This window comes from Neomegalonema sp. (assembly GCF_028688855.1).
Lineage (GTDB): Bacteria > Pseudomonadota > Alphaproteobacteria > Rhodobacterales > Rhodobacteraceae > Neomegalonema.
The window spans coordinates 26444-44821 of record NZ_JAQTXI010000002.1; the positions used below are offsets into that span (position 1 = coordinate 26444).

General features: G+C 68.8%; 15 protein-coding genes. 3 read left to right on the forward strand and 12 right to left on the reverse strand.

The features are described from left to right. Positions 1 to 260: 260 nt before the first annotated feature. Entirely contained in the window at positions 261 to 1259 is a 999-nt protein-coding gene (locus tag PHN62_RS01635; RefSeq protein ID WP_300145367.1) for an AraC family transcriptional regulator, read from the forward strand. On the opposite strand, the gene PHN62_RS01640 is transcribed toward PHN62_RS01635, so the two are convergent. From PHN62_RS01640 to peaA, 6 genes are read right to left on the reverse strand one after another with little or no spacing between them, the layout of a single operon-like run. Beyond that, positions 1163 to 2899 carry an ABC transporter ATP-binding protein gene (locus tag PHN62_RS01640; protein WP_300145370.1) on the reverse strand — a complete coding sequence of 579 codons (1737 nt, stop codon included), beginning with the start codon at positions 2897 to 2899 and terminating at the stop codon, positions 1163 to 1165. The genes PHN62_RS01635 and PHN62_RS01640 overlap by 97 nt on opposite strands. After that, complete coding sequence (locus tag PHN62_RS01645; protein ID WP_300145373.1) at positions 2896 to 3576, reverse strand: S8 family serine peptidase; 681 nt, start codon at positions 3574 to 3576, stop codon at positions 2896 to 2898. Before PHN62_RS01645 ends, PHN62_RS01640 begins: the two co-directional genes overlap by 4 nt. Before the next feature lie 4 nt (positions 3577 to 3580). Further along, a complete protein-coding gene (peaD, locus tag PHN62_RS01650; RefSeq protein ID WP_300145376.1) occupies positions 3581 to 4666 on the reverse strand; it encodes a quinohemoprotein amine dehydrogenase subunit beta in 1086 nt (361 codons plus the stop codon). Beyond that, a complete protein-coding gene (gene qhpC, locus PHN62_RS01655; RefSeq protein WP_300145379.1) occupies positions 4666 to 4998 on the reverse strand; it encodes a quinohemoprotein amine dehydrogenase subunit gamma in 333 nt (110 codons plus the stop codon). The genes peaD and qhpC overlap by 1 nt, the downstream gene beginning before the upstream one ends. Continuing rightward, positions 4995 to 6428 carry a quinohemoprotein amine dehydrogenase maturation protein gene (gene peaB / locus PHN62_RS01660; protein ID WP_300145382.1) on the reverse strand — a complete coding sequence of 478 codons (1434 nt, stop codon included), beginning with the start codon at positions 6426 to 6428 and terminating at the stop codon, positions 4995 to 4997. The genes qhpC and peaB overlap by 4 nt, the downstream gene beginning before the upstream one ends. A gap of 8 nt (positions 6429 to 6436) precedes the next feature. After that, positions 6437 to 7990, reverse strand: coding sequence for a quinohemoprotein amine dehydrogenase subunit alpha (peaA, locus tag PHN62_RS01665; RefSeq protein ID WP_300145385.1), 1554 nt, complete (start codon positions 7988 to 7990; stop codon positions 6437 to 6439). A gap of 200 nt (positions 7991 to 8190) precedes the next feature. On the opposite strand from peaA, the gene PHN62_RS01670 reads away from it, so the two are divergent. Then, the gene (locus PHN62_RS01670) at positions 8191 to 9456 is read left to right on the forward strand and encodes an NAD(P)/FAD-dependent oxidoreductase (protein ID WP_300145387.1); all 1266 of its coding nucleotides are present in this window, start codon (positions 8191 to 8193) and stop codon (positions 9454 to 9456) included. A gap of 55 nt (positions 9457 to 9511) precedes the next feature. On the opposite strand, the gene PHN62_RS01675 is transcribed toward PHN62_RS01670, so the two are convergent. Both PHN62_RS01675 and PHN62_RS01680 read right to left on the reverse strand, forming a co-directional pair. Continuing rightward, entirely contained in the window at positions 9512 to 10915 is a 1404-nt protein-coding gene (locus PHN62_RS01675) for an aldehyde dehydrogenase family protein (protein WP_300145390.1), read from the reverse strand. A 41-nt stretch (positions 10916 to 10956) separates the two neighbouring features. Further along, complete coding sequence (locus PHN62_RS01680) at positions 10957 to 12672, reverse strand: AMP-binding protein (RefSeq protein ID WP_300145393.1); 1716 nt, start codon at positions 12670 to 12672, stop codon at positions 10957 to 10959. A 432-nt stretch (positions 12673 to 13104) separates the two neighbouring features. Between PHN62_RS01680 and epsC the strand changes: the two genes are divergently transcribed. Continuing rightward, complete coding sequence (epsC, locus tag PHN62_RS01685) at positions 13105 to 14052, forward strand: serine O-acetyltransferase EpsC (RefSeq protein WP_300145395.1); 948 nt, start codon at positions 13105 to 13107, stop codon at positions 14050 to 14052. Between the two features lie 7 nt (positions 14053 to 14059). On the opposite strand, the gene PHN62_RS01690 is transcribed toward epsC, so the two are convergent. The 4 genes from PHN62_RS01690 to PHN62_RS01705 form a co-directional block, all read right to left on the reverse strand. Further along, positions 14060 to 14590, reverse strand: coding sequence for a hypothetical protein (locus PHN62_RS01690; RefSeq protein ID WP_300145398.1), 531 nt, complete (start codon positions 14588 to 14590; stop codon positions 14060 to 14062). 40 nt (positions 14591 to 14630) lie between these two features. Next, positions 14631 to 15233 (reverse strand): pentapeptide repeat-containing protein, encoded by a 603-nt coding sequence (locus PHN62_RS01695; RefSeq protein WP_300145401.1) that lies wholly within the window; start codon positions 15231 to 15233, stop codon positions 14631 to 14633. A gap of 117 nt (positions 15234 to 15350) precedes the next feature. Beyond that, positions 15351 to 17192 (reverse strand): methanol/ethanol family PQQ-dependent dehydrogenase, encoded by a 1842-nt coding sequence (locus tag PHN62_RS01700; protein WP_300145403.1) that lies wholly within the window; start codon positions 17190 to 17192, stop codon positions 15351 to 15353. A gap of 248 nt (positions 17193 to 17440) precedes the next feature. Continuing rightward, entirely contained in the window at positions 17441 to 18274 is an 834-nt protein-coding gene (locus PHN62_RS01705) for a YncE family protein (protein WP_300145406.1), read from the reverse strand. Positions 18275 to 18378 lie beyond the last annotated feature (104 nt).

Consider the following 18378-nt stretch of genomic DNA (forward strand, 5'->3'; position numbering starts at 1 on the left):
CGAGATCAAGGCCGATCCCCCCTGAGCCCTCCCCGGAAAAGACCCCCCCCCTCAGCCCCAAATCAAGATCGCAACCGAAAAACCACATGGCAGCACGCCAAACCAAAGACAGAACTCGACACAAGAACGCACCACCCGGCTTGCGAAGCCAGAGACCCGGCGCGCATTGGAGGCCGGGGCCGGGAGTGATATCCTCGAAGCACAGGGAGAAAGAAACGACCACGCAAAGGGGCTCGACCCCTCAACGCAGAGCCGTGAACATGGACACGTCGAAAATCAGCAAGGCCGCCTTCGTGGAGGTCTTCGGCGCGCAGCGCGATTCCGCATCAAGCCGCATCCTGGACCAGGCCGACGCTCAGGACATGCTGCCTCTGCGCGGCTTCATCGACCTCCTGGAGCAGGCCGGAAACGCCGGAGACCTCATCGTCTGGCGCAAGGGAGAAGCCATCCATCAGGAAAACCTCGGGCCCATGGGACAGGCCCTCACGCGATGCGCCACCTATGGAGAAGCCCTCAGGATGTTCGTCCAGGGCTTTCCCCTCGTGCAATCCGACACCGAAGTCTCGCTGCGCGTCGAGGGAGACGAGATCCGCTTCGTCTATCGCGTGCTCGACTCGCGCATCTGGCCAAGACGCGCCGACGCCGAACTCACCCTCGGGCTGGTGGTGGGAATCGGGGCCCTCTACGGCGTGCCCCACGAGGCCATCCGCGAATGCGCCTTCGAACATGACAGGGACGACAGATCCCGCGCCCTGACCCGGCATCTCGGCGTGATCCCCCGATTCGGACGCGATGAAAACTCCATCCTGATCTCCGCGCGGGCCCTCGCGGCGCGGCGCCTGCCGCCCCATAGCGAGCTTCAGGGCGCCGCCGCTCTGGGCCGCTCCCTCGACGACGCCCTCGTCGAGCGCCGACGCAGGACGCCCCTCGCTCATCGCGTGCGCGAGGAGATCCTCAAGCGCATCGGACGGGAAGGAGTCGCTCAGGAGCAGATCGTCCGGGCGCTCGGACTCTCCGAACGCTCGTTGCGGCGGGCTCTCGCCGCCGAAGACTCCTCCTTTCAGACCATCCTCGACGAATGCCGCAGAGCCCAGGGATTCGCCCTGCTGGTGCGTTCGCGCAAACCCATGAGCGAGATCGCCTTTCTGCTCGGATATTCCGATCAGACCGCCTTCTCGCGCGCGCTCTCGCGCTGGATCGGCGTCTCGCCGCGCGACCTGCGCAAGATGGGCGCGGAGGCCGAAAGCGTGATCCGCTGACTGAACTCCCCCTCGCGAGCCGGTCCCGCATGGGCGATGAAGATCCGCAGGCGCGCCGCCTGCTCCGACTCGATGCAGGCCAGGATCCGGCGACAGCCTTCGTCGTCGATTTCGGAAAAGCTCTCGTCGAAGATCAGGACCGGGGCGGGCCGCAGAAGACCCCGCGCCAGGGCGATCCTCTGGCGCATGCCGCCGGAGAGATCGCCGCCCGTTTCGCCGATGGGCGTCGCCAACCCCTTGCGCTCCTGCGCCCAGAGCGCCAGCCCCACCGTCTCCAGAGCCGCCCAGAGCGCCGCCTCTCCGGCCTCCGGCGCGCCGAGCCGCAGATTCTCCGCCAGACTCCCGCGCAGGGCCGTGGGGCGCTGTTCGAGATGCAGGATCCGCCCCTGAAGATCCCTCCGCCGGATCTCGCCGACGGGAATTCCGTCGATCAGGACCTCGCCCGTCTCCAGAGGCGCGGCGCCGGTCAGCAGAGCCATCAGCCGCGATTTCCCGACCCCGGAAGGGCCGTCGATCAGCACGCGCTCGCCGGGGCGCAGGGTGAAGCTCGGGGGCTCGTGGCGCCCGCCCGCCGCCCGGGCCGCGCGGAATTCGAGGAGGGGCTCGGCCTCGCCGAGCGCCCGCCCGGCCTGAGGATCGACCGCCGCCGCCATGAGGCCGGAAAGCCGCTTCAGCGCCACCTGCGCCCGCGCCTGAGCGTGATAAAGCCCCAGAAGATTCCGCAAGGGCCCGGACATCATGCCCGTATAGGCGAGGAAGGCCACCAGAGAGCCGATTCCCCAATGGCCCTGAATCACCAGCCAACCGCCGATCAGCAAGACTCCCGCGCGCATGACCGCCGTCAGGATCTGGCCGAAAGCCCCGACCATCTCGCCCCAGATCCGCTGACGCAGCAAGCCGCCGATCTGGAGATCCTGAAGCGCGCCGAAGGCCTCCATGCGCCGGGCCTCGGCGCCGAGGCTGCGCAGGGTCGACCGGGCGGCGAGGCTCTCGGTCAGATGGGCGCCGAGTTCGCCGCGCGTCTCCCGAACCTCCTCGGCGCGACGGGCGGTCTCGGGGCGCGCGCGGCTGAGGAACCAGAGCTCCAGAGGCGCCGCCAGAGCCGGAAGCAAGGTCAATCGCCAGTCGAGCGAGGCCATCATGATCGTCCCGCCGATCAGACGGAAGACCGCCCCCGCCGCCGTCAGCACCGAATCGAAGGCGAAACGCTGGATCTCGGCGCTGTCGCCGTCGATGCGGGCGGCGGTCTCGCCGATGGGCGGCTCGGGCAGGCGGGGGTCTCGCGCGAGCGCCGCCGCCATGACCTGTCCCCGCAGATCGGCCAGCATCCGCGCCGAGGCCCGCAGATGCAGCATGGCGTTGAGGATTCCCAGCCCCACCGCCCCCAGTCCCACCGCGAAGCCCACCCCCGCCCAGAAGAGCAGGGCGTCCATGTCGCGGGCCATGATCCCCTGATCTATGAGGGAGCCGGTCAGCAGGGGCGCCGCCAGACCCAGAGCGGCGGCGGTCAGGCTCGTCGCCAGCACGACGCCCGCTCCCGGCAGAGCCCGCGCCATGATCGGCGCCAGCCAGACCTGATCCGCCGCGCCGAAGAGCAGCCGCGCCACAGGCCGGGCGAGGCGCGCCGCCCAGGTCGTCACGAGGCGGAATCCGGCGCGCGGCGCCGCTCCGGCCCGTGATGCGAGACCCGGGCCGCCAGCCGCTCCACGGCTTCGGCGAAGTCGGCGGGGCGGCCGTTGGTCCGGATCTCCTGCGCGAGATGTCCCGCCAGACGCGCCGCCCCGAGACTCGCGCCGCCCAGGCCCTGAGCCCGCCGCTCCGGAGAATCGCACCAGGCCCCGAAGAGCGCCGGGCCGAGCCGCGAGGTCTCGTCCCAGGCGCAGCGGGCGTCTCCGGTTCCGGCGATCACCTCGGGATAGGCCGCCGGATAGCAGGGCGCCCCCCGCGCCGGATGAGCCGCCACGATCAGGATCCCCGCCTTGCGCGCGAAGGCGCAGGCGGCGCGCAGAGGCGTGCGGTCGGCGGCGAGGCCGAGGCTCAGACAGACCATGTCCACGCGCTCAGCCCGAGGCCTCTGCGCGAACCAGCGCAAGGCCGCCGAGATCCGCAAGGCGGAGGTCAGCGGCTGGTCGTCGAAGACCTGCCCGTGCAGGATCGCGGCCTCGGGACATCCCCGGCGGATGATCTCCGCGACGACGGCGCCATGGCCGAGACGGTCCGGCCAGGCGGGACAGGACGTCCCGTCCGGCAGGAAGGCGCGGGCCTGAGCCAGATCTTCAGCCGGCCCGCCGCTGTCGATCACCCCGACCCGCGCCATCTCCTCAATCCGGCCGCGAGAAGAGCCGCACCGAATTCAGCGAGATCGAGGCGCCTTCGGGCAGATCCACATGTCCGAGCCGCTCCAGGGTCTCGGCGTCATAGGCGGCCACGTCGCTGAGGGCGCCGCTCAGCCAGACGATCTTGCCGTCCGAGCTGACGTTGACCGAATAATAGCTGCGCGGCAGGGCCACCCGCTTGATCGGCTTGCCGGTGGTCAGATCGAAGGATTGCAGCACGTTATAGGCGCCGTAAGCCCGGGTCTTCGCCGGATTCACCGCGGTGGAGAAATAGAACACGTCCATCGCCTCGACGTCCCGCATGACGGATTCGCCCGTCTCGCGGTCGAGGGTGAAGAGGCCAGTGCGTCCGGCTTCGGGGTCGGTGGGCTCCTTGTCGAGCAGGAAGGAGTAGAAGGGGATCGACATCACCCCCGAGCTTTCATATTGGCTCCAGACCGCGAGGACGTCCGGCGGAGTGCGCTTGTCGTTCTCCCAACCCTGGATCGGGCGCTCTTCGATCATCTCTCCGGTTTGGGCGTCGAAGATGTGGAGGTTGCGCCCGATGGCGTAGAGCTTTGCGCCGTCGGCGGAATACATCATCAGCGTGATCTGGCGCGGCGAGGGCGCTTCGCGCTTCAGCTCCAGAGTCTCCGCGTCGTAGAAGGCGATGGAGGTCGGTTCGACCTCGTAATGGGTCGTCCCCAGCTTCACGGGAGTCTGGAAGATCGCCAAGGTGGAGCCGTCCGGAGAAATATCCATCCCGAAGAGCGCCTTGACCCGCCGTTCGGGCGTGCTGAAATCGACCCGGGCGAGGGTCTCGCCGCTCTCCAGATCGATCTTCACCACGCTCTCCGAGCGGTTGACGATGGCGTAGACGGTCTTGGCGTCGGGGCTGAGCACGGGCACCATGGGCGTGGGGCCCGCGTCCTTGATGCGGATCACCTTGTCGACGGCCATGGCCTCGGTGTCCACCACCACGAGCTTGTCGGGGCGCGAGGGGGCGATGATGTAGTCGCGCGCTTCGCCCCGGGACAGGGCCGGAAGCGCGAGCGCGACGCCCAGAAGGGCGCTCAGCGGGCGGATCTTCATCAGCTTCGGCCTTTCGCGTCGGGGAAGACCGATTGCAGCTTGCGCCAGTCCTCGATCACGTTGGGGGCGTCGGCGCCCCAGTCCGGATAGCTGTTCAGGGTGTCGGCCACCTGGGCGGGCCACCAGCAGGGATCCGCGCAGCCGTAGAGATCAGCCTCCATGGGCTGGCAGAGGTTCGAGAGGGCGCCGAAGGCGTCGATCTCCCAGCCGGGGTCGAAGGAGGTGGTGCAGCCCACCAGCGTGTTCATCGCCACGACTTCTTCGGCGCGGCCTTCGTCCTGAGCTTCGACGAAGGCTTTCGCCTTGGCGTTGGCGGGGGCGAGGTGTTTCATGCCTTGGCTCTCCTCGGTTCGAGATGGCTGCGGAAAAAGCCGGGATTGGCCCTCATGATCCGGACGTAGGATTCCACGCCGAAATCGACCCAATCCCGCATCAGGTCGCAATAGTGATAGACCGGAGCGAAGGGATCGCCCTGACGGGCGTAGGACTCGTGATAGCAGCCCCCCGCGCAGATCGACCGGATGCGGCAGGTCTTGCAGCCGAACTGGCTGCGGTCCTGGGCGCCCTCGATGAAGGCGGCGAGCTTCGGGATCTCGATTCCGGTCTCGACGTTGCCGTAGGTCGGCTGCTCCGAGCCGACGAAGCGGTGGCAGAGATGCAGATCGCCCTTCTTGTCCACCGCCAGCATCCCGAGCCCCGCGCCGCAGGGCACGGCCTTTTTCGTGCCCTGGGCGATGTCGGTCAGAAGCTGGTGCATGTTCGAGAAGCCGATGTTCTCGCCCCGACAGGCGGCCTCGACATAGCGGCGGCCGAGGGTCTTCATGTCCTCGAAAGCCTGCTTGAGCCCCGCCTCGTCGAGGTTGAAGACCGAAACCGGGCCGGAGGTCGCGGGGCCGAAGCCGACTTCGGCGAAGCCGAGCTCGTTCTTCAGATGGTCGTGGATGCCGATGACGTCCGTGACGCCGCGGGTGAGCGTCACGCGCACGCCGACGGGACGCGCCCTGTAGCGCTCCAGCAGCAGCTTCACATTGCGCGCCACCAGATCATAGGTGCCCTTGCCGCCCACCGTGCGCCGGTTGACGTCATGCAGCGCCTTGGGGCCGTCCATGGAGACGGTCAGGGCGAAGCGATGGGCGTTCAGCCAGTCGATCATCTGCGCGTTCAGCAGGGTGGCGTTGGTGGTCAGCGAGAAATCGACGATCTTGCCCAGTTCAGCCGCGCGAGGCTCGGCGTATTCGACCATCTGCTTGATCAGCGGATAATTCGACAGGGGTTCGCCGCCGAAGAAGACGACGTTCACGCGGTCGCGGTCCTTCGCCTGCTTCAGCAGAAGCTCGAAGGAGGCCCGCGCCGTTTCAAAGGCCATCTTCTCGCCCTTGGCGGGGGTGGTCAGGTCCTCTTTGTAGCAATAGGTGCAGGCCAGATTGCAGCCGGTGTTGACGTTCAGCACGATGGTCGAGAGGGGGATCTCCTCCACCTTGACGATGGGGCGCGGGATCTCCGGGGCGTCGGCGTCGCGCAGAATGTCGAGATCGAGGAAGCTGCGCAGGCAGTCGGCCAATTCCTGAGGGCCGTGCAGTCCGCCGAGTTCGGCCTGCATCAGATCGCTGCCGACGGTCTTGTGGCGGCGGAAGAGGGCGTAGACGTCGCGGCTGACGGCGTCCATCTCGAAGAGGCTGGTGGTGGGCGGATGCATGAGCATGCTCAGGCCGTCCACCTCCACCTGATGGGCGTTATGCCGGATGAGGGTGAGTTCTCCCATGGCGGACCTCAGCGAATGAGCGCGTCGACGAAACGCTGGACGGTGGCGTAGAGATGCGCTTCGGCCTGCAGGCTGCGGCCTGCGTCCTCGACCTCGGCGACGACCTTCAGATTGCCGATGTTGTTCGCCATCATCGGCCGTTCCGGATTGGGCCCCGCCACGCCGGGCGTGAAGAGCCCGTTCTGATCAATGGAGCCCGCATAATCGGCGTCGCGCATGGCTTCGGCGGCGGCGTCGAAATTCTCGGTGCGCCATTGCGCCGGGAAGCGCCCCACGAAGACGTCGTCCTCGGTCGAAGGCGCGCCGTCGGGGCCGTTCAGCCAGCCGAAGGCCTCGAATTGCGCGGGAGTCCTGGGGATCGGGCCGCCTCCGTCGCCGACGCGGCTGATCGCCGTCTCGGGCGAGATGCTGATCCGGTCGAGCGCGCCGAAGACCACGAAGGGCTCCGGCGCGGCGGCCTCGCCCAGCGCCAGAGAAACCGCCCCGAGCGCCTCAGGCGCCGAGAGCTTCAGCTTCACCTCGCGGTCCGAGGCGCTGAGGATCTCCGCCGTCAGGCCTTCGGGAAGCTGGAGTTCGCCCGTCAGCCCGACGCCCGTGACCAGAACCTCCGCCGTCTCGCCCGCCCGCAGACGACCGGGCGAAACCCCGAGGATGCGCGGCGCGGCGCCTTCTCCGGCGCGGGCCGCCGTCAGGCGTCCGCCGACGACGTCGCGGCCGAGCTCGAACCAGCGGCCTTCAAGGACTCCGTCCTCCTTGAGGGCGAAGACCTGCCGGATCTCGCGTTCGGGGCTGGCGAGGCTGGCCCGCCATTCGCCCGCGCCGTAGAGCGCGCCCGAGCCGGTGAAGCTCTCGGAGGAGCCGTCGGCGAAATCGAGCCTCAGGGCGGCGTCATGGCCGCTCTCCGTCGCGGTCAGGGTGAGAAGCCCGGCGTAGTCTCCGCGCCCCGGCTGACGCCCCGCGACGGGCCATTCGCCGGAGAGGTCCAGATCCGCCGCGGGCGGCGCCTCGCCCAGAGGATAGGTCTCGGCGAGGAAGGGCATGATCTCGTTCTGCGCGATGCCCCACCAGTCGCGATCGCGGGCGAGGGCCTGATATTCCAGCGTCGGGAATTGCCCGAGGTGGAAATTCACGAGGTGCCTCCAGTCCTCCGGCGTGCGCCTTTGCAGCGCGACGCGGGCGTAGGAATGGCAGCGCCCGCAGGTTTCGCTCATCCGCGCGTTGGGGCCGAGATCCTGAGCCACCGGCTCGCGTTCGAGGATATAGCGCCAGTCTTCGGTCTCGGCGACGCTCAGGCCGCGCGTGTCGGCGAGATAGCGCACCACGGCGGCGCGCTCCTCGGGCTCCAGAGAGACGCCGTGATTGCGCCCCATGCGCTGGACGGTCATGTCCCAGGCTTCGGGAGTCTTGCGCACGGCGTCGATGCGGTCATATCCGCCCTCCTCGCGGGCGTGGCAGGCGCCGCAGGCGGAATCCAGCACTTCCGCGCCGTCGGCGGCCCGGGCGGCCCCCGCGCCGAGAAGGACCGCGGTCGTCGCGAGGAGAAGACGCGAAAGCGATGTCATGACGAATTGGCCTCCCTGGCTGTCCGGCGGCTTTCTGGCGAGCCTGCCTTTGCTGGAGTCATGGAAGACGAGAGCGCGACGGAATTCTTGACATTCACGGCCAAAATCGCGGCTGAACGTCGCAGCGCGGCGCTTCTGGCCGGAAATGTCAAGATCGGGGGCGAGGGCGCGCCTTTGCTCGGGCGGAGCAGGGAGGAGCCATGACCCGACAGGAAGCCTTCGATCTGGCCGTGCTCGGCGGAGGCCCGGCGGGCGCGGTGTCGGCCTGGCTCGCCGCGCGCGAGGGGCTGAGGGTCGCGCTGGTCGATCCGGAGACGACGACGCCCAGGCTGGAGGGTCTGAGTCCGCGCCTGCGGCTCTGGCTGGAGGCGCAAGGCCTGCTCGCGGGATTCGCGGGCCTGATCGGCCCCTTGCGCCGCGCGGTCGATTGGGGCGAGTCCCCGAATTCGGAAAATCTGGAGTTCGTGGTGGAGCGCGCCGGTTTTGACGCCCATCTGCGCGCCAGGGCGCAAGAGGCGGGCGCGCGCCTGATCCGTGGAGCGGGGCGGCCCGAGCCGGGAGTCCTGCGTCTGAAGGGCGGGGAGAGCCTTGCGGCGGCGCGGATCCTCGACGCGCGAGGCCGCAAGGCGGGCGGCGCGCGGGATCTGCGGGCGCCCGCGACTCTGGCGATCTGCGGATGGGCCATGGCCGAGGGCCTGACGCCCGGAACGCGCGTCGCGGCGCTGGAGGAGGGGTGGCTCTGGCGGGTCGCCCTGCCCGGGGGGCGGCTCTGGCTGCAGTTCTGCGGCGAGGCCGCCGCGCCGGGCGCTCTCGCCGAACGCCTCGCCGGAGCCTTCCGCGCCGCCGAGCCTCAGGCGCGGGATTTCCGTCTGATCGGGCCGCCCCTCGCCCGGGAGGCCGCGCCGATCCTGCCCGAACCCGTGGAGGATCTGGACCTTCTCGCCATCGGCGACGCCTGCGCGGCGATGGATCCCTTGTCAGGTCATGGCCAGTTCCGGGCGGTCTCCGGCGCTCTGGCGGCGGCGGCGGCCCGCCGCACGCGGAGGGCGCGTCCGGGGGCGGAGACGGACCGGCTCTGTCGGGACTTCCTCGCGGTGCGGGCGCATGAAACCGCCCTGCGCGACGCCCGCATCGGCCGCGACTTCATCCGCATGGAGTCCCGCTTTCAGGAGGCGCCCTTCTGGCGCGCCCGCCGCGACTTCCCCGACGATCAGCCCGCCCATGAGACCCTCGACGGCTTTCAGGTCGTGCGGGGGCCCGTGGTGCGCGGCGGCCTGATCGAGGAGGCGGAGATTCTGCGCACCCCCCGCACGCCCGCCGGAATCGGCTGGTTCGGCGAGATTCCCGCCGTCGAGGCCTGGCGGCTCTTCGCGGCGGAGAACAGCGCGCAGAAGCTGGCGGAGCGCTGGGGTCCGGCGGCCCTGCGCCTGCCCGAGGTCTTCGCCCGGGAGGCCCGCCCGGTGTGAAAAACGCGCCATGGAGGCCCATGGCGCGTCTTTGGCGGCTGTGCGGACGAAGACTTCAGCGGGCTTCGTTCACGATGCGGATCTGGGTGAATTCATGCAGGCCCTCTTCGGCGAATTCCGAGCCTATGCCGGATTGCTTGGCCCCCGCGAAGGGGACGTTCGGCCCGAAATCCAGATGCTTGTTGATCCAGACGGTGCCGCTCTCCATGCGCTCGGCCACGCTGCGCGCCAGGGCGCGGTCGTCGCCCCAGACCGAGCCGCCCAGGCCGAAATCGAGGCTGTTGGCGGCGTGCAGCGCCTGTTCCACGTCGCTGAAGCGGATGATCGGCAGGATGGGCCCGAACTGCTCCTCGTCCACGATCCTGTCGCCGTCCTCGACGTCGGCGACGATGGTCGGGCGGATGAAATAGCCCGGCCTGTCCTCGACCTCGCCGCCCGCCACGATGCGTCCGTCGGCGCGCGCCGAATCGAGGTAGCCCTTGACCTTCTCGTATTGCATGCGGTTCTGGAGCGGCCCGATGGTCGCGCCCTGCCGGAGCCCGTCGTCGACCACCGCCGCGTCGGCGAGGCGGCCGAGCTGCGCGCAAACCTCGTCATAGATGGAATCGTGGACATAGACGCGCTTGATCGCCAGACAGGTCTGGCCCGCGTTGAAGAAGGCGCCGCCGAAGATGCCCGGCGCGATCTTCTCGGGATCGGCGCCCGGCAGCACGATGGCTGCGTCGTTGCCGCCGAGCTCCAGCGTCAGACGCTTGAGCGTGCCCGCCGCGCTGGCCATGACCTTGCGGCCCGTCGCGCTGGAGCCGGTGAAGCTGATCTTCGCCACATCCGGATGTCCCGAGAGCCGCCCGCCGAGGTCGTTCAGATCGGTGACGATGTTGACCACGCCCGGCGGCAGAAGATCCGCGAGGATCTCGCCGAGGCGCAGGGTGGTCAGAGGCGTGGTGGGGGCGGGCTTGAGCACCACCGTATTCCCCGCCAGCAGCGCGAAGGGCAGTTTGAAGGCCACGATCAGCAGCGGGAAATTCCACGGAATGATCGCCCCGACCACCCCGAGCGGACGCCGGAATTGCTGGACCAGCCGCGTTTCGCTGTCCTCGATCACCTTCACCGGCAGATCATAGCCCGCCATCTGCCGGATGAAGACGCAGGAATAGGCGACCTCCATCTGAGCCTCGGGCAGGGGCTTGCCCTGCTCCTGGGTGAGCAGCTTGGCGAATTCGTCGGCGCGGGCCTCGAAGCGGTCGGCGAATGCGAGGATCAGCGCCCGGCGTTCGGAGATGTCGCGGGCGGCCCAGGCGGGGAAGGCGGCCTTGGCGGCGGCCACGGCGGCGTCGAGCTGCGCCTCGGAGCCGCGCGGCGCGAGGGCGAGCACCTCCTCGGTCGCGGGATTCACGACCTCCATGGTGGAGTCTCCGGCGACCAGCGCGCCGTCGATGAGAAGCCGATATTCGGACATGTTTTCCTCCCGGATGGTTTTTCTGGCGTCTTTCTGAGGGTTCAGGCGCTTTTCGCCTCCTGAAGGCCGAGCTCCTCGACCATGGCGCGGCGCATCAGGAATTTCTGCGGCTTGCCGGTGACCGTCGCGGGCAGCTCCGCACGGATGCGCACGATGGCGGGAACCTTGTAATGCGCGATCTGCCCGCGGCAGAACTCGCGGATCATGGCCTCGGTCAACGCGGCGCCGGATCTGGGCACGATCCAGGCGCAGACGATTTCCCCGAGCCGCGCGTCGGGAAGCCCGAAGACCTGCGCCTGACTGACCGCCGGATGGGTGAAGAGGAACTCCTCGATCTCGCGCGGATAGACGTTTTCGCCGCCGCGACAGATCATGTCCTTCGCCCGGCCGGTGATGTTGCAATAGCCCTCGGCGTCGAGGCGCCCGAGGTCTCCGGTGCGCATCCAGCCTTCGGAATCCACGGCGGCGGCGGTCTGGGCGGGATCCTCCCAATAGCCCTGCATGACGGAATAGCCGCGCGTGAGCAATTCGCCCTGCTCGCCCACGGGAACCGCGCGGTCGTCGAGGTCCACGATCTTCACCTCGACATGCGGATGCACCCGCCCCACCGAGGAGACGCGCTTCTCCAGCGGCGTGTCGACGGAGGACTGGAACGAAACCGGGCTGGTCTCAGTCATGCCATAGGCGATGGTGACTTCGGTCATGTTCATCCGGGTCTGGACGCGCCGCATGACCTCGATGGGGCAAGGCGCGCCCGCCATGATCCCCGTGCGCAGGCTGGAGAGGTCATGGCGGTCGAAGTCGGGCGTCTCCAGCATGGCGACGAACATGGTCGGCACGCCGTAAAGCCCCGTGGCGCGCTCGGCGGCCACGGCCGCGAGAGTCGCTTGCGGATCGAAGCCCTCGCCGGGGAGGATCATGGCCGCGCCCTTGGTGACGCAGCCCATGGTCCCCATCACCATGCCGAAGCAATGATAGAAGGGCACGGGAATGCAGAGCCGGTCCTGCGGCCCGAGGTTCAGCGCGGCGGTGACGGCGTTCGCGTTGTTGACGATGTTGCGATGGGTGAGCGTCGCGCCTTTGGGCAGGCCGGTCGTGCCGGAGGTGAACTGGATGTTGATCGGGTCGTTGCGGTCGAGGGTCGCGCCGATCCTGTCGAGCGCGGCGCGGTCGGCGGCCTCGCCCATGGCTTCGACCTCGCGGAAGCTGCGCAGGCCGGGCGGCGGGGCCGCGCTCATGAGGATCGCGCAGCGCAGATCCGGCAGACGCGCCGACTTCAGCTCCGGCGCGCCCTGCGCAAGCTCCGGGGCGAGTTCCTGAAGCATGGCGAGGTAATCCGAGCTCTTGAAGCGCTCCGCGAAAACCAGCGCCTTGCAGCCGGTGAGCTTGAGGGAATATTCCAGCTCGTTCAGGCGATAGGCCGGATTGATCGTCACGAGGATCACGCCGATCCGCGCGGTGGCGAATTGCGTCAGCAGCCATTCGGAGCGGTTGGGCGACCAGATCCCGAGCCGGTCGCCCTTGCTCAGGCCGAGCCGCAGGAATCCCGCCGCGAGGGCGTCGACGCGGCGGGCGAACCCGGCCCAGGTCCAGCGGAGGCCCTCGGCGGAGAAGACGGCGGCTTCGTCCTCCGGCTGCGCGGCGACGCGTTCGGCGAGGAGCTGGGGAATCGTGACTTCGAGAAGCGGTCTGCTCCGGTCGCCCCGGACCCAAGACAGGCCCTGCGCCGGAAAGCCGTCGTCGCGCGGCTCCGTCATGGATGATCCTCCCTGATGTCGCGCCTGACGTCGCGCCGGGTTTCTCCCGGCGTCCTCGCGCGTGCGCCGACAGGATAGCGCCTCTCCGCCCCAAAGGTCGTGATATTTCCGGCCAATCTCGGGCTTCGGATGCAAGGTTTCGGGACGGGCCTTCCATCGTCCTCACCTCGCGACGATTTCACGTTTCTTCGCTCTCCCTGTTTGGTCTGGCCCCGTTTGATCTGGCCTCGCCGCAGCGAGCGCCCTGCGAACCTCGGTGGCGCTCCGGACTCATCGGAGCTTCGTCAAATCAACGGGGAAGCCGAGAGACGGCGCGGAGACGCCGGAGAGATTTTCATATGCGAAATCGTCATTTTTCTTTTGCGCGGATTTCTCCCATGAATTCCGCGCGTCCGCCTGAAGATCCGCGCGGCCCTCCACGGAGCACGCCTGATGACCGACCTCGCCCCGACCTCTCCGCCGCCCGCCGCGCCCTCGGGGCGCTGGGATCTCGCCGAGGTGGTCGCGGAGCTGCGCAGGTCGCGCGACGTCACCCACAACATCCGTCCGCCCGGACGCATCCCCCGCCCCCCCTCCCGCGAGGCCCTGGAAGGGCTGGTCAAGGATTTCACCGCCGTCCTCTTCCCCCGCCATTACGGCCAGGGAGACCTCGACGAGGACAGGCTGGATGATTTCGTCGCCCGCACCCTCGAGGCCGCTCTGGAGCGGCTCGCCGAACAGGCCGCCCGCAGCTTCGCCTTCTCGCGCGCCCCGGACCAGGCCGCCGAAGAAGAGGAAAGTCCCGAAACCCTCGCCGCGGCGGGCGAGGCTCTGGCCCGCGCCTTCGCCGCCCAGACTCCCCAGATCCGCGGACTGCTCGTCAGCGATCTGCGGGCGGCCTACAAGGGCGATCCCGCCGCGACCAATTTCCCCGAGATCCTGCTGAGCTATCCGGGCGTGAGCGCCATCCTGCATCACCGCTTCGCCCACGCCCTGCACCGGCTGGGGGCCACCCTGCTGGCGCGGCTCGTCTCGGACATCGGACGCGCCCGCACCGGCGTCGACATCCATCCCGGCGCGACCATCGGCGGCAGCTTCTTCATCGACCATGGCGCGGGCGTGGTGATCGGCGAGACGGCGGTGATCGGCGAGCGGGTGCGGATCTATCAGGGCGTGACCCTCGGCGCGCGCAGCTTCCCCACCGACGCCGCAGGATTCCTCATCAAGGGCGCGGCGCGCCATCCCATCGTCGAGGACGACGTGGTGATCTACGCCGGCGCCACGGTGCTGGGCCGCGTGACCATCGGGCGCGGCGCCACCGTCGGCGGACACGCCTGGCTCACCCGCAGCCTGCCCGCCGGGACGCATTTCTCGGCGCCCAATCCCGCCCAGGAGCGCTGAAGACCGCTCAGGGCGCGGAGAGATCCCGCAGGCCCTCGCCTTCGTCGACTCCGGAGGCGGCGTCTCCGGCCTCCGCCCCCTCCCCCCCGGTCAGAGGCGTCAGCCAGGCCCGCCAGGAGCCGCTCGCGTTGACCTGAAGCGAATAGGTCCCGAGGCGCCGGATCTCGTATTCCCCGAGGCCTCGCCCGGCGCGATGCAGATTCTGGAACACCTCGCCCGCCTCGTCGAGCAGATAGACGACCATGATCACGTCGTCGCTCTCGAAGCGCAGCAAGGTGGGCGCGGTCACCTCGAAGGGCTCGGTGCGCGACCCAAGACGACCCTCGAAGGCGGGCTCCACCCGATCCAGCGCGAGGGCGTCGAAGCAGGCCAGCCGACGCCCGGCCTCGGAGAGGCCCGCGCAATGCTCCAGCCGGGCGATGAGCGCGCCCTCGGCGCCGCGCGCCGCGACCCCCGAAAGGGTCTCGTGCAGCGCCTCTTGCGCGGCGGCGGGCGAAAGGAAGAGGGCCGCTCCGGTCAGAAGCGCCCCTCTCGACATCCTGCGGCTCCTCCCGGGGATCCGGAGCGGGCTCACGCGATCACCAGTCGAAGGGGCAGCCGTTGCAGCCGCCCATGTAGGCGCCTTCCCAGATGGCGAAGGTGATGCGGGTGTCCTTCAGGAAGGCCGAGTTGAAGTTCGTGTCGTAGAGCTTGGCTTCCTTCAGATTGGCGCCCTCGAAGCGCGCCCCGAGGAAATCGGCGCGGTTGAACTGCGAGGCCTCCAGATCGGCGCTGGTGAAGTTCGCATACTGGAAGTTTCCGCCCTGGCCGCGCACGTAATAGAGATTGGCCCCGGTGAAGTTCGCGCCGGGCGCCTTGGTCCCCTGCATGAAGCCGCCGAAGATGTTCGCGCCGACCAGGCTCGCGCCGGTCAGGTTCGCGCCGCGCAGATTCGCCCGGTGCAGGTTGGCGCGGTCGAGCAGGGCGTGGCTGAGGTCCGCCCCCGCCAGATTGGCGTCCTTGAGGTCGGCGTGGCGCAGATCCACGCCGGGGCACTTGGCGCCCGCCTTGATCTCGCAGCCGTTGATCACCAGCGGACCGTCGTCCGTATCCGTGATGATCGGGAAATCTCCGGCGGAGACCGCCCAAGCGGCTCCGGTTCCGAAAGCGGTCATGAGCAGGGCCGCGACAAGCTTCTTCATGGTCGACATCTCCGAAATCCTACGCCCCTCGGGGCTCCAGACGCGACGGGGCGCGGACGTTCTCCGCCCGCGCCCCGCGCCCTTCACATCCGCCTCGCCTCGGCGAGGGGCTCAAGCTCAGTTCGCGGCGTGCTCGTCGCTCGGCAGCTCGAAGACCCAGAAGCTGCCGCCCTGGCTGACCTGAGTGGTCAGGACCGCCATGTCGCCGCCCCAGAGCGGAACCGCGCCGCCGTAGCCCGAGGAAAGCCCGAGATACTGCTTGCCGTCCTCTTCCCAGGTGACCGGCACCGAGATGATGCCCGAACCGGTCTGGAACTTCCACAGCTCTTCGCCGGTGGCCGCGTTGAAGGCCTTGACGTAGCCGTCGGAGGTGCCGGTGAAGATCAGGTTGCCCGCGGTGGTCAGGGTGCCCGCCCAGAGCGGCATGTGCTCCTTGTGCTCCCAGACGATCTTGCCGGTGGTCGGGTCCATGGCGCGCAGGATGCCGACGTGGTCGTCATAGAGCCGCTTGATGCGGAAGCCCTGACCCAGATAGGCCGCGCCGGGGTTGTAGGTGACGTTCTCGGTCCAGTAATCCTCGGTCCAGTTGTTGGCCGGGATGTAGAACAGGCCCGTCTGGGGGCTGTAGGCCATCGGGTTCCAGTTCTTGCCGCCGAGGAAGGGCGGCGTGACCTGGATCGTCGCGCCCTGACGCTCGCCTTCGGCGGGCGGAGGCGGACGCTGGCCCTCGACCTCGATGGGACGGCCGGTCTCGAGGTCGATGCCCTTGGCCCAGGTGATCTGGTCCACGAAGGGATAGGCCGCGAGCAGGGCGGTCGGACGGTTGATCTCGCCGCCGCGCGCCGAGAGCTTCTCGATGTCGGTGACGTAGAAGAAGCCGTTGCGGTCGGCATGGGCGCCGGCGCGGATCGTCGTGCCGTCTTCCTGCTTGTAGTCGAAGATGATGATCTCGTTGTTGCCCGAGAAGTCCCAGGCGTCGTTCGGGGTGTGCTGGTAGAAGCCGACCAGCTCGCCGTTCGCCGGGTTCACGTAGGCCTGGCCCGAGGTGTAGAGCGAGTCGCCCGGGGTGCGCTCCCAGGTGTTCCAGGGGGCCGGGTTGCCCGCGCCGACGATGAGCGTGTTGCTCTCGACGTCGAAGCTCGCCGACTGCCAGGGGGCGCCGCCGCCATGGCTCCAGGCCTCGACCTTCTCGCCGGACTCGGTGTTCGGCCAGGAGGGCGCGGAGGGATCGCCGGTCGGGGTGGATTCGGCGCCGTCGAGCGTGCCCTTGTGGCCCTCGACGAAGGGACGCGACCAGATCTCCTTGCCGGTCTCGGGATCGCGGGCGTAGAGGCGGCCGATCACGCCGAATTCGTCGCCGGAGTTGCCGTGGATCAGCAGCATGCGGCCGGTCTCGGCGTCCTTGACGATGGTCGGGGCGCCGGTGATCGTGTAGCCGACCTTGTGGTCGCCGAACTTCTCGCGCCAGGCGACCTTGCCGGTCTCCTTGTTCAGGGCGATGAGGCTGGCGTCCAGGGCGCCGAAGAACACCTTGTCGCCGAAGATGGCGGCGCCGCGGTTGATCACGTCGCAGCAGGGACGGATGTCCTCGGGCAGGCGGGCCTCGTATTTCCAGAGGCGGCGGCCGGTCCTGGAGTCCAGCGCGAAGATGCGCGAATAGGAGGCGGTGACGTAGATCACGCCGTCATGGACGATGGCCTGGGCCTCCTGGCCGCGCTGCTTCTCGTCGCCGAAGGAGAAGGCCCACTTCGGCTTGAGCAGGCCGACGTTGTCGACGTTGATCTTCTCGAGCGGGCTGAAGCGCTGGGCCTTGGGGCCGACGCCATATCCGAGGACGTCTTCGGGCGTCTCGGCGTCGTTGAGGATGTCTTCCCAGGTCACGTCCTTGGCGACGGCCAGGGCCGGCAGGGCGACGAGCGCAAGAAGCGCGACTCCCGACTTGAACAGCGAATTCTTCATGAGTCTCCTCCGCGAACTTCCGCCATTTCCCCGGAGAATTATTCCCCGATGGCGTCCGTTATTCTTGGCTTGTCTTTGATGAATGCTTCCCGGACAGGCGTGCTTCCAAGAAATCCGTCACGCAAAGACCATAGAGGCCGGACTCCCGCCTTCAAATATGGACTTTAGTCTCACGATCCCGCGACGGATTTCTCATGATCTTCTCAAGCATATGGAATGGATCGGATTTCCGCAGATCCCCCGCCCGATCAGGGGGCGGCCTCGCGCGGCCCGATGAAGGCGCCGAAGGCTCGGGGACCGGCGGGCGTCGCGATTTCCCCGACCGCCTCCAGGCTTTCGGGATCGATCAGGGTCACGCTGTCGGAAAACCAGTTGGCGACCCAGAGGCGCCCTTCGTCGGCCGTGGCGGCGATTCCCTCGGGATATTCGCCCACCGCGATCTCGCCGATCACGGCGAGGCTCGCGGCGTCGAAGACGGTGAGGCTTTCCGAATACTGATTGGTCACGAAGCCGCGCCCTCTGGCGAAGGCCAGGGCGTAGGGGCGTTCGCCGGTGGGGATCTCCGCGATCTTCGCGCGCTTCTCCAGATCCACCACGCTGACCCTGTTCGAGAGCACGTCCGCCGTGAAGGCGAGATCGCCGCGCAGGGTCACGCCGAAGGGATGCTCGCCGACCGCGACGGCGAAGCTCCCGCCGGAGGCCAGGTCGATCACGAGAAGGCGGTTTTCGTCGCGCTCGGCGACGACCAGACGCCGCCCGTCCGCCGAGACCGCCAGACCCGAAGGCGCGCCGCCGGTCGGGAATTCGCGCAGCTTCTCCTCGAGGTCCGGCGAGACCTCCACCACGCGCCGCTCCGCCCAGTCGGAGACGTAGGCCCGCCCCGAAACCGGGTCGAGGGCCAGGCCCAGCGGACTCCAGCCCGGAAGCGCGAATTCGGCCAGAACCTCGCCCGAGGTCGAAACCCGCCAGAGCCGCCCCGGCTCCACCGAAACGGCGTAGACCGCTCCGCCGCGCGGAGAGGCCGCCGCCGCCGCGGGCTTGCCCGGCAGGGGAACCCGCGCGATCTCCGTCCCCTCGCCCACGTCGTAGAGGGTCAGCAGGTCGGCGTTCTGCGAGGTGATCGCCGCGATCTCGCCCGCCCGCGCAGCGAGGGGCGCGACGGTCAGGGCCGCCGCGCAGCACAGCG

Bases quoted from the DNA above. Each gene is read 5' to 3' on its own strand.
- PHN62_RS01635 (WP_300145367.1), top strand. From the start codon at position 261: ATGGACACGTCGAAAATCAGCAAGGCCGCCTTCGTGGAGGTCTTCGGC.
- PHN62_RS01645 (WP_300145373.1), bottom strand. From the start codon at position 3,576: ATGGCGCGGGTCGGGGTGATCGACAGCGGCGGGCCGGCTGAAGATCTG.
- peaD (WP_300145376.1), bottom strand. From the start codon at position 4,666: ATGAAGATCCGCCCGCTGAGCGCCCTTCTGGGCGTCGCGCTCGCGCTT.
- qhpC (WP_300145379.1), bottom strand. From the start codon at position 4,998: ATGAAACACCTCGCCCCCGCCAACGCCAAGGCGAAAGCCTTCGTCGAA.
- peaB (WP_300145382.1), bottom strand. From the start codon at position 6,428: ATGGGAGAACTCACCCTCATCCGGCATAACGCCCATCAGGTGGAGGTG.
- peaA (WP_300145385.1), bottom strand. From the start codon at position 7,990: ATGACATCGCTTTCGCGTCTTCTCCTCGCGACGACCGCGGTCCTTCTC.
- PHN62_RS01670 (WP_300145387.1), top strand. From the start codon at position 8,191: ATGACCCGACAGGAAGCCTTCGATCTGGCCGTGCTCGGCGGAGGCCCG.
- PHN62_RS01675 (WP_300145390.1), bottom strand. From the start codon at position 10,915: ATGTCCGAATATCGGCTTCTCATCGACGGCGCGCTGGTCGCCGGAGAC.
- PHN62_RS01680 (WP_300145393.1), bottom strand. From the start codon at position 12,672: ATGACGGAGCCGCGCGACGACGGCTTTCCGGCGCAGGGCCTGTCTTGG.
- epsC (WP_300145395.1), top strand. From the start codon at position 13,105: ATGACCGACCTCGCCCCGACCTCTCCGCCGCCCGCCGCGCCCTCGGGG.
- PHN62_RS01690 (WP_300145398.1), bottom strand. From the start codon at position 14,590: ATGTCGAGAGGGGCGCTTCTGACCGGAGCGGCCCTCTTCCTTTCGCCC.
- PHN62_RS01695 (WP_300145401.1), bottom strand. From the start codon at position 15,233: ATGAAGAAGCTTGTCGCGGCCCTGCTCATGACCGCTTTCGGAACCGGA.
- PHN62_RS01700 (WP_300145403.1), bottom strand. From the start codon at position 17,192: ATGAAGAATTCGCTGTTCAAGTCGGGAGTCGCGCTTCTTGCGCTCGTC.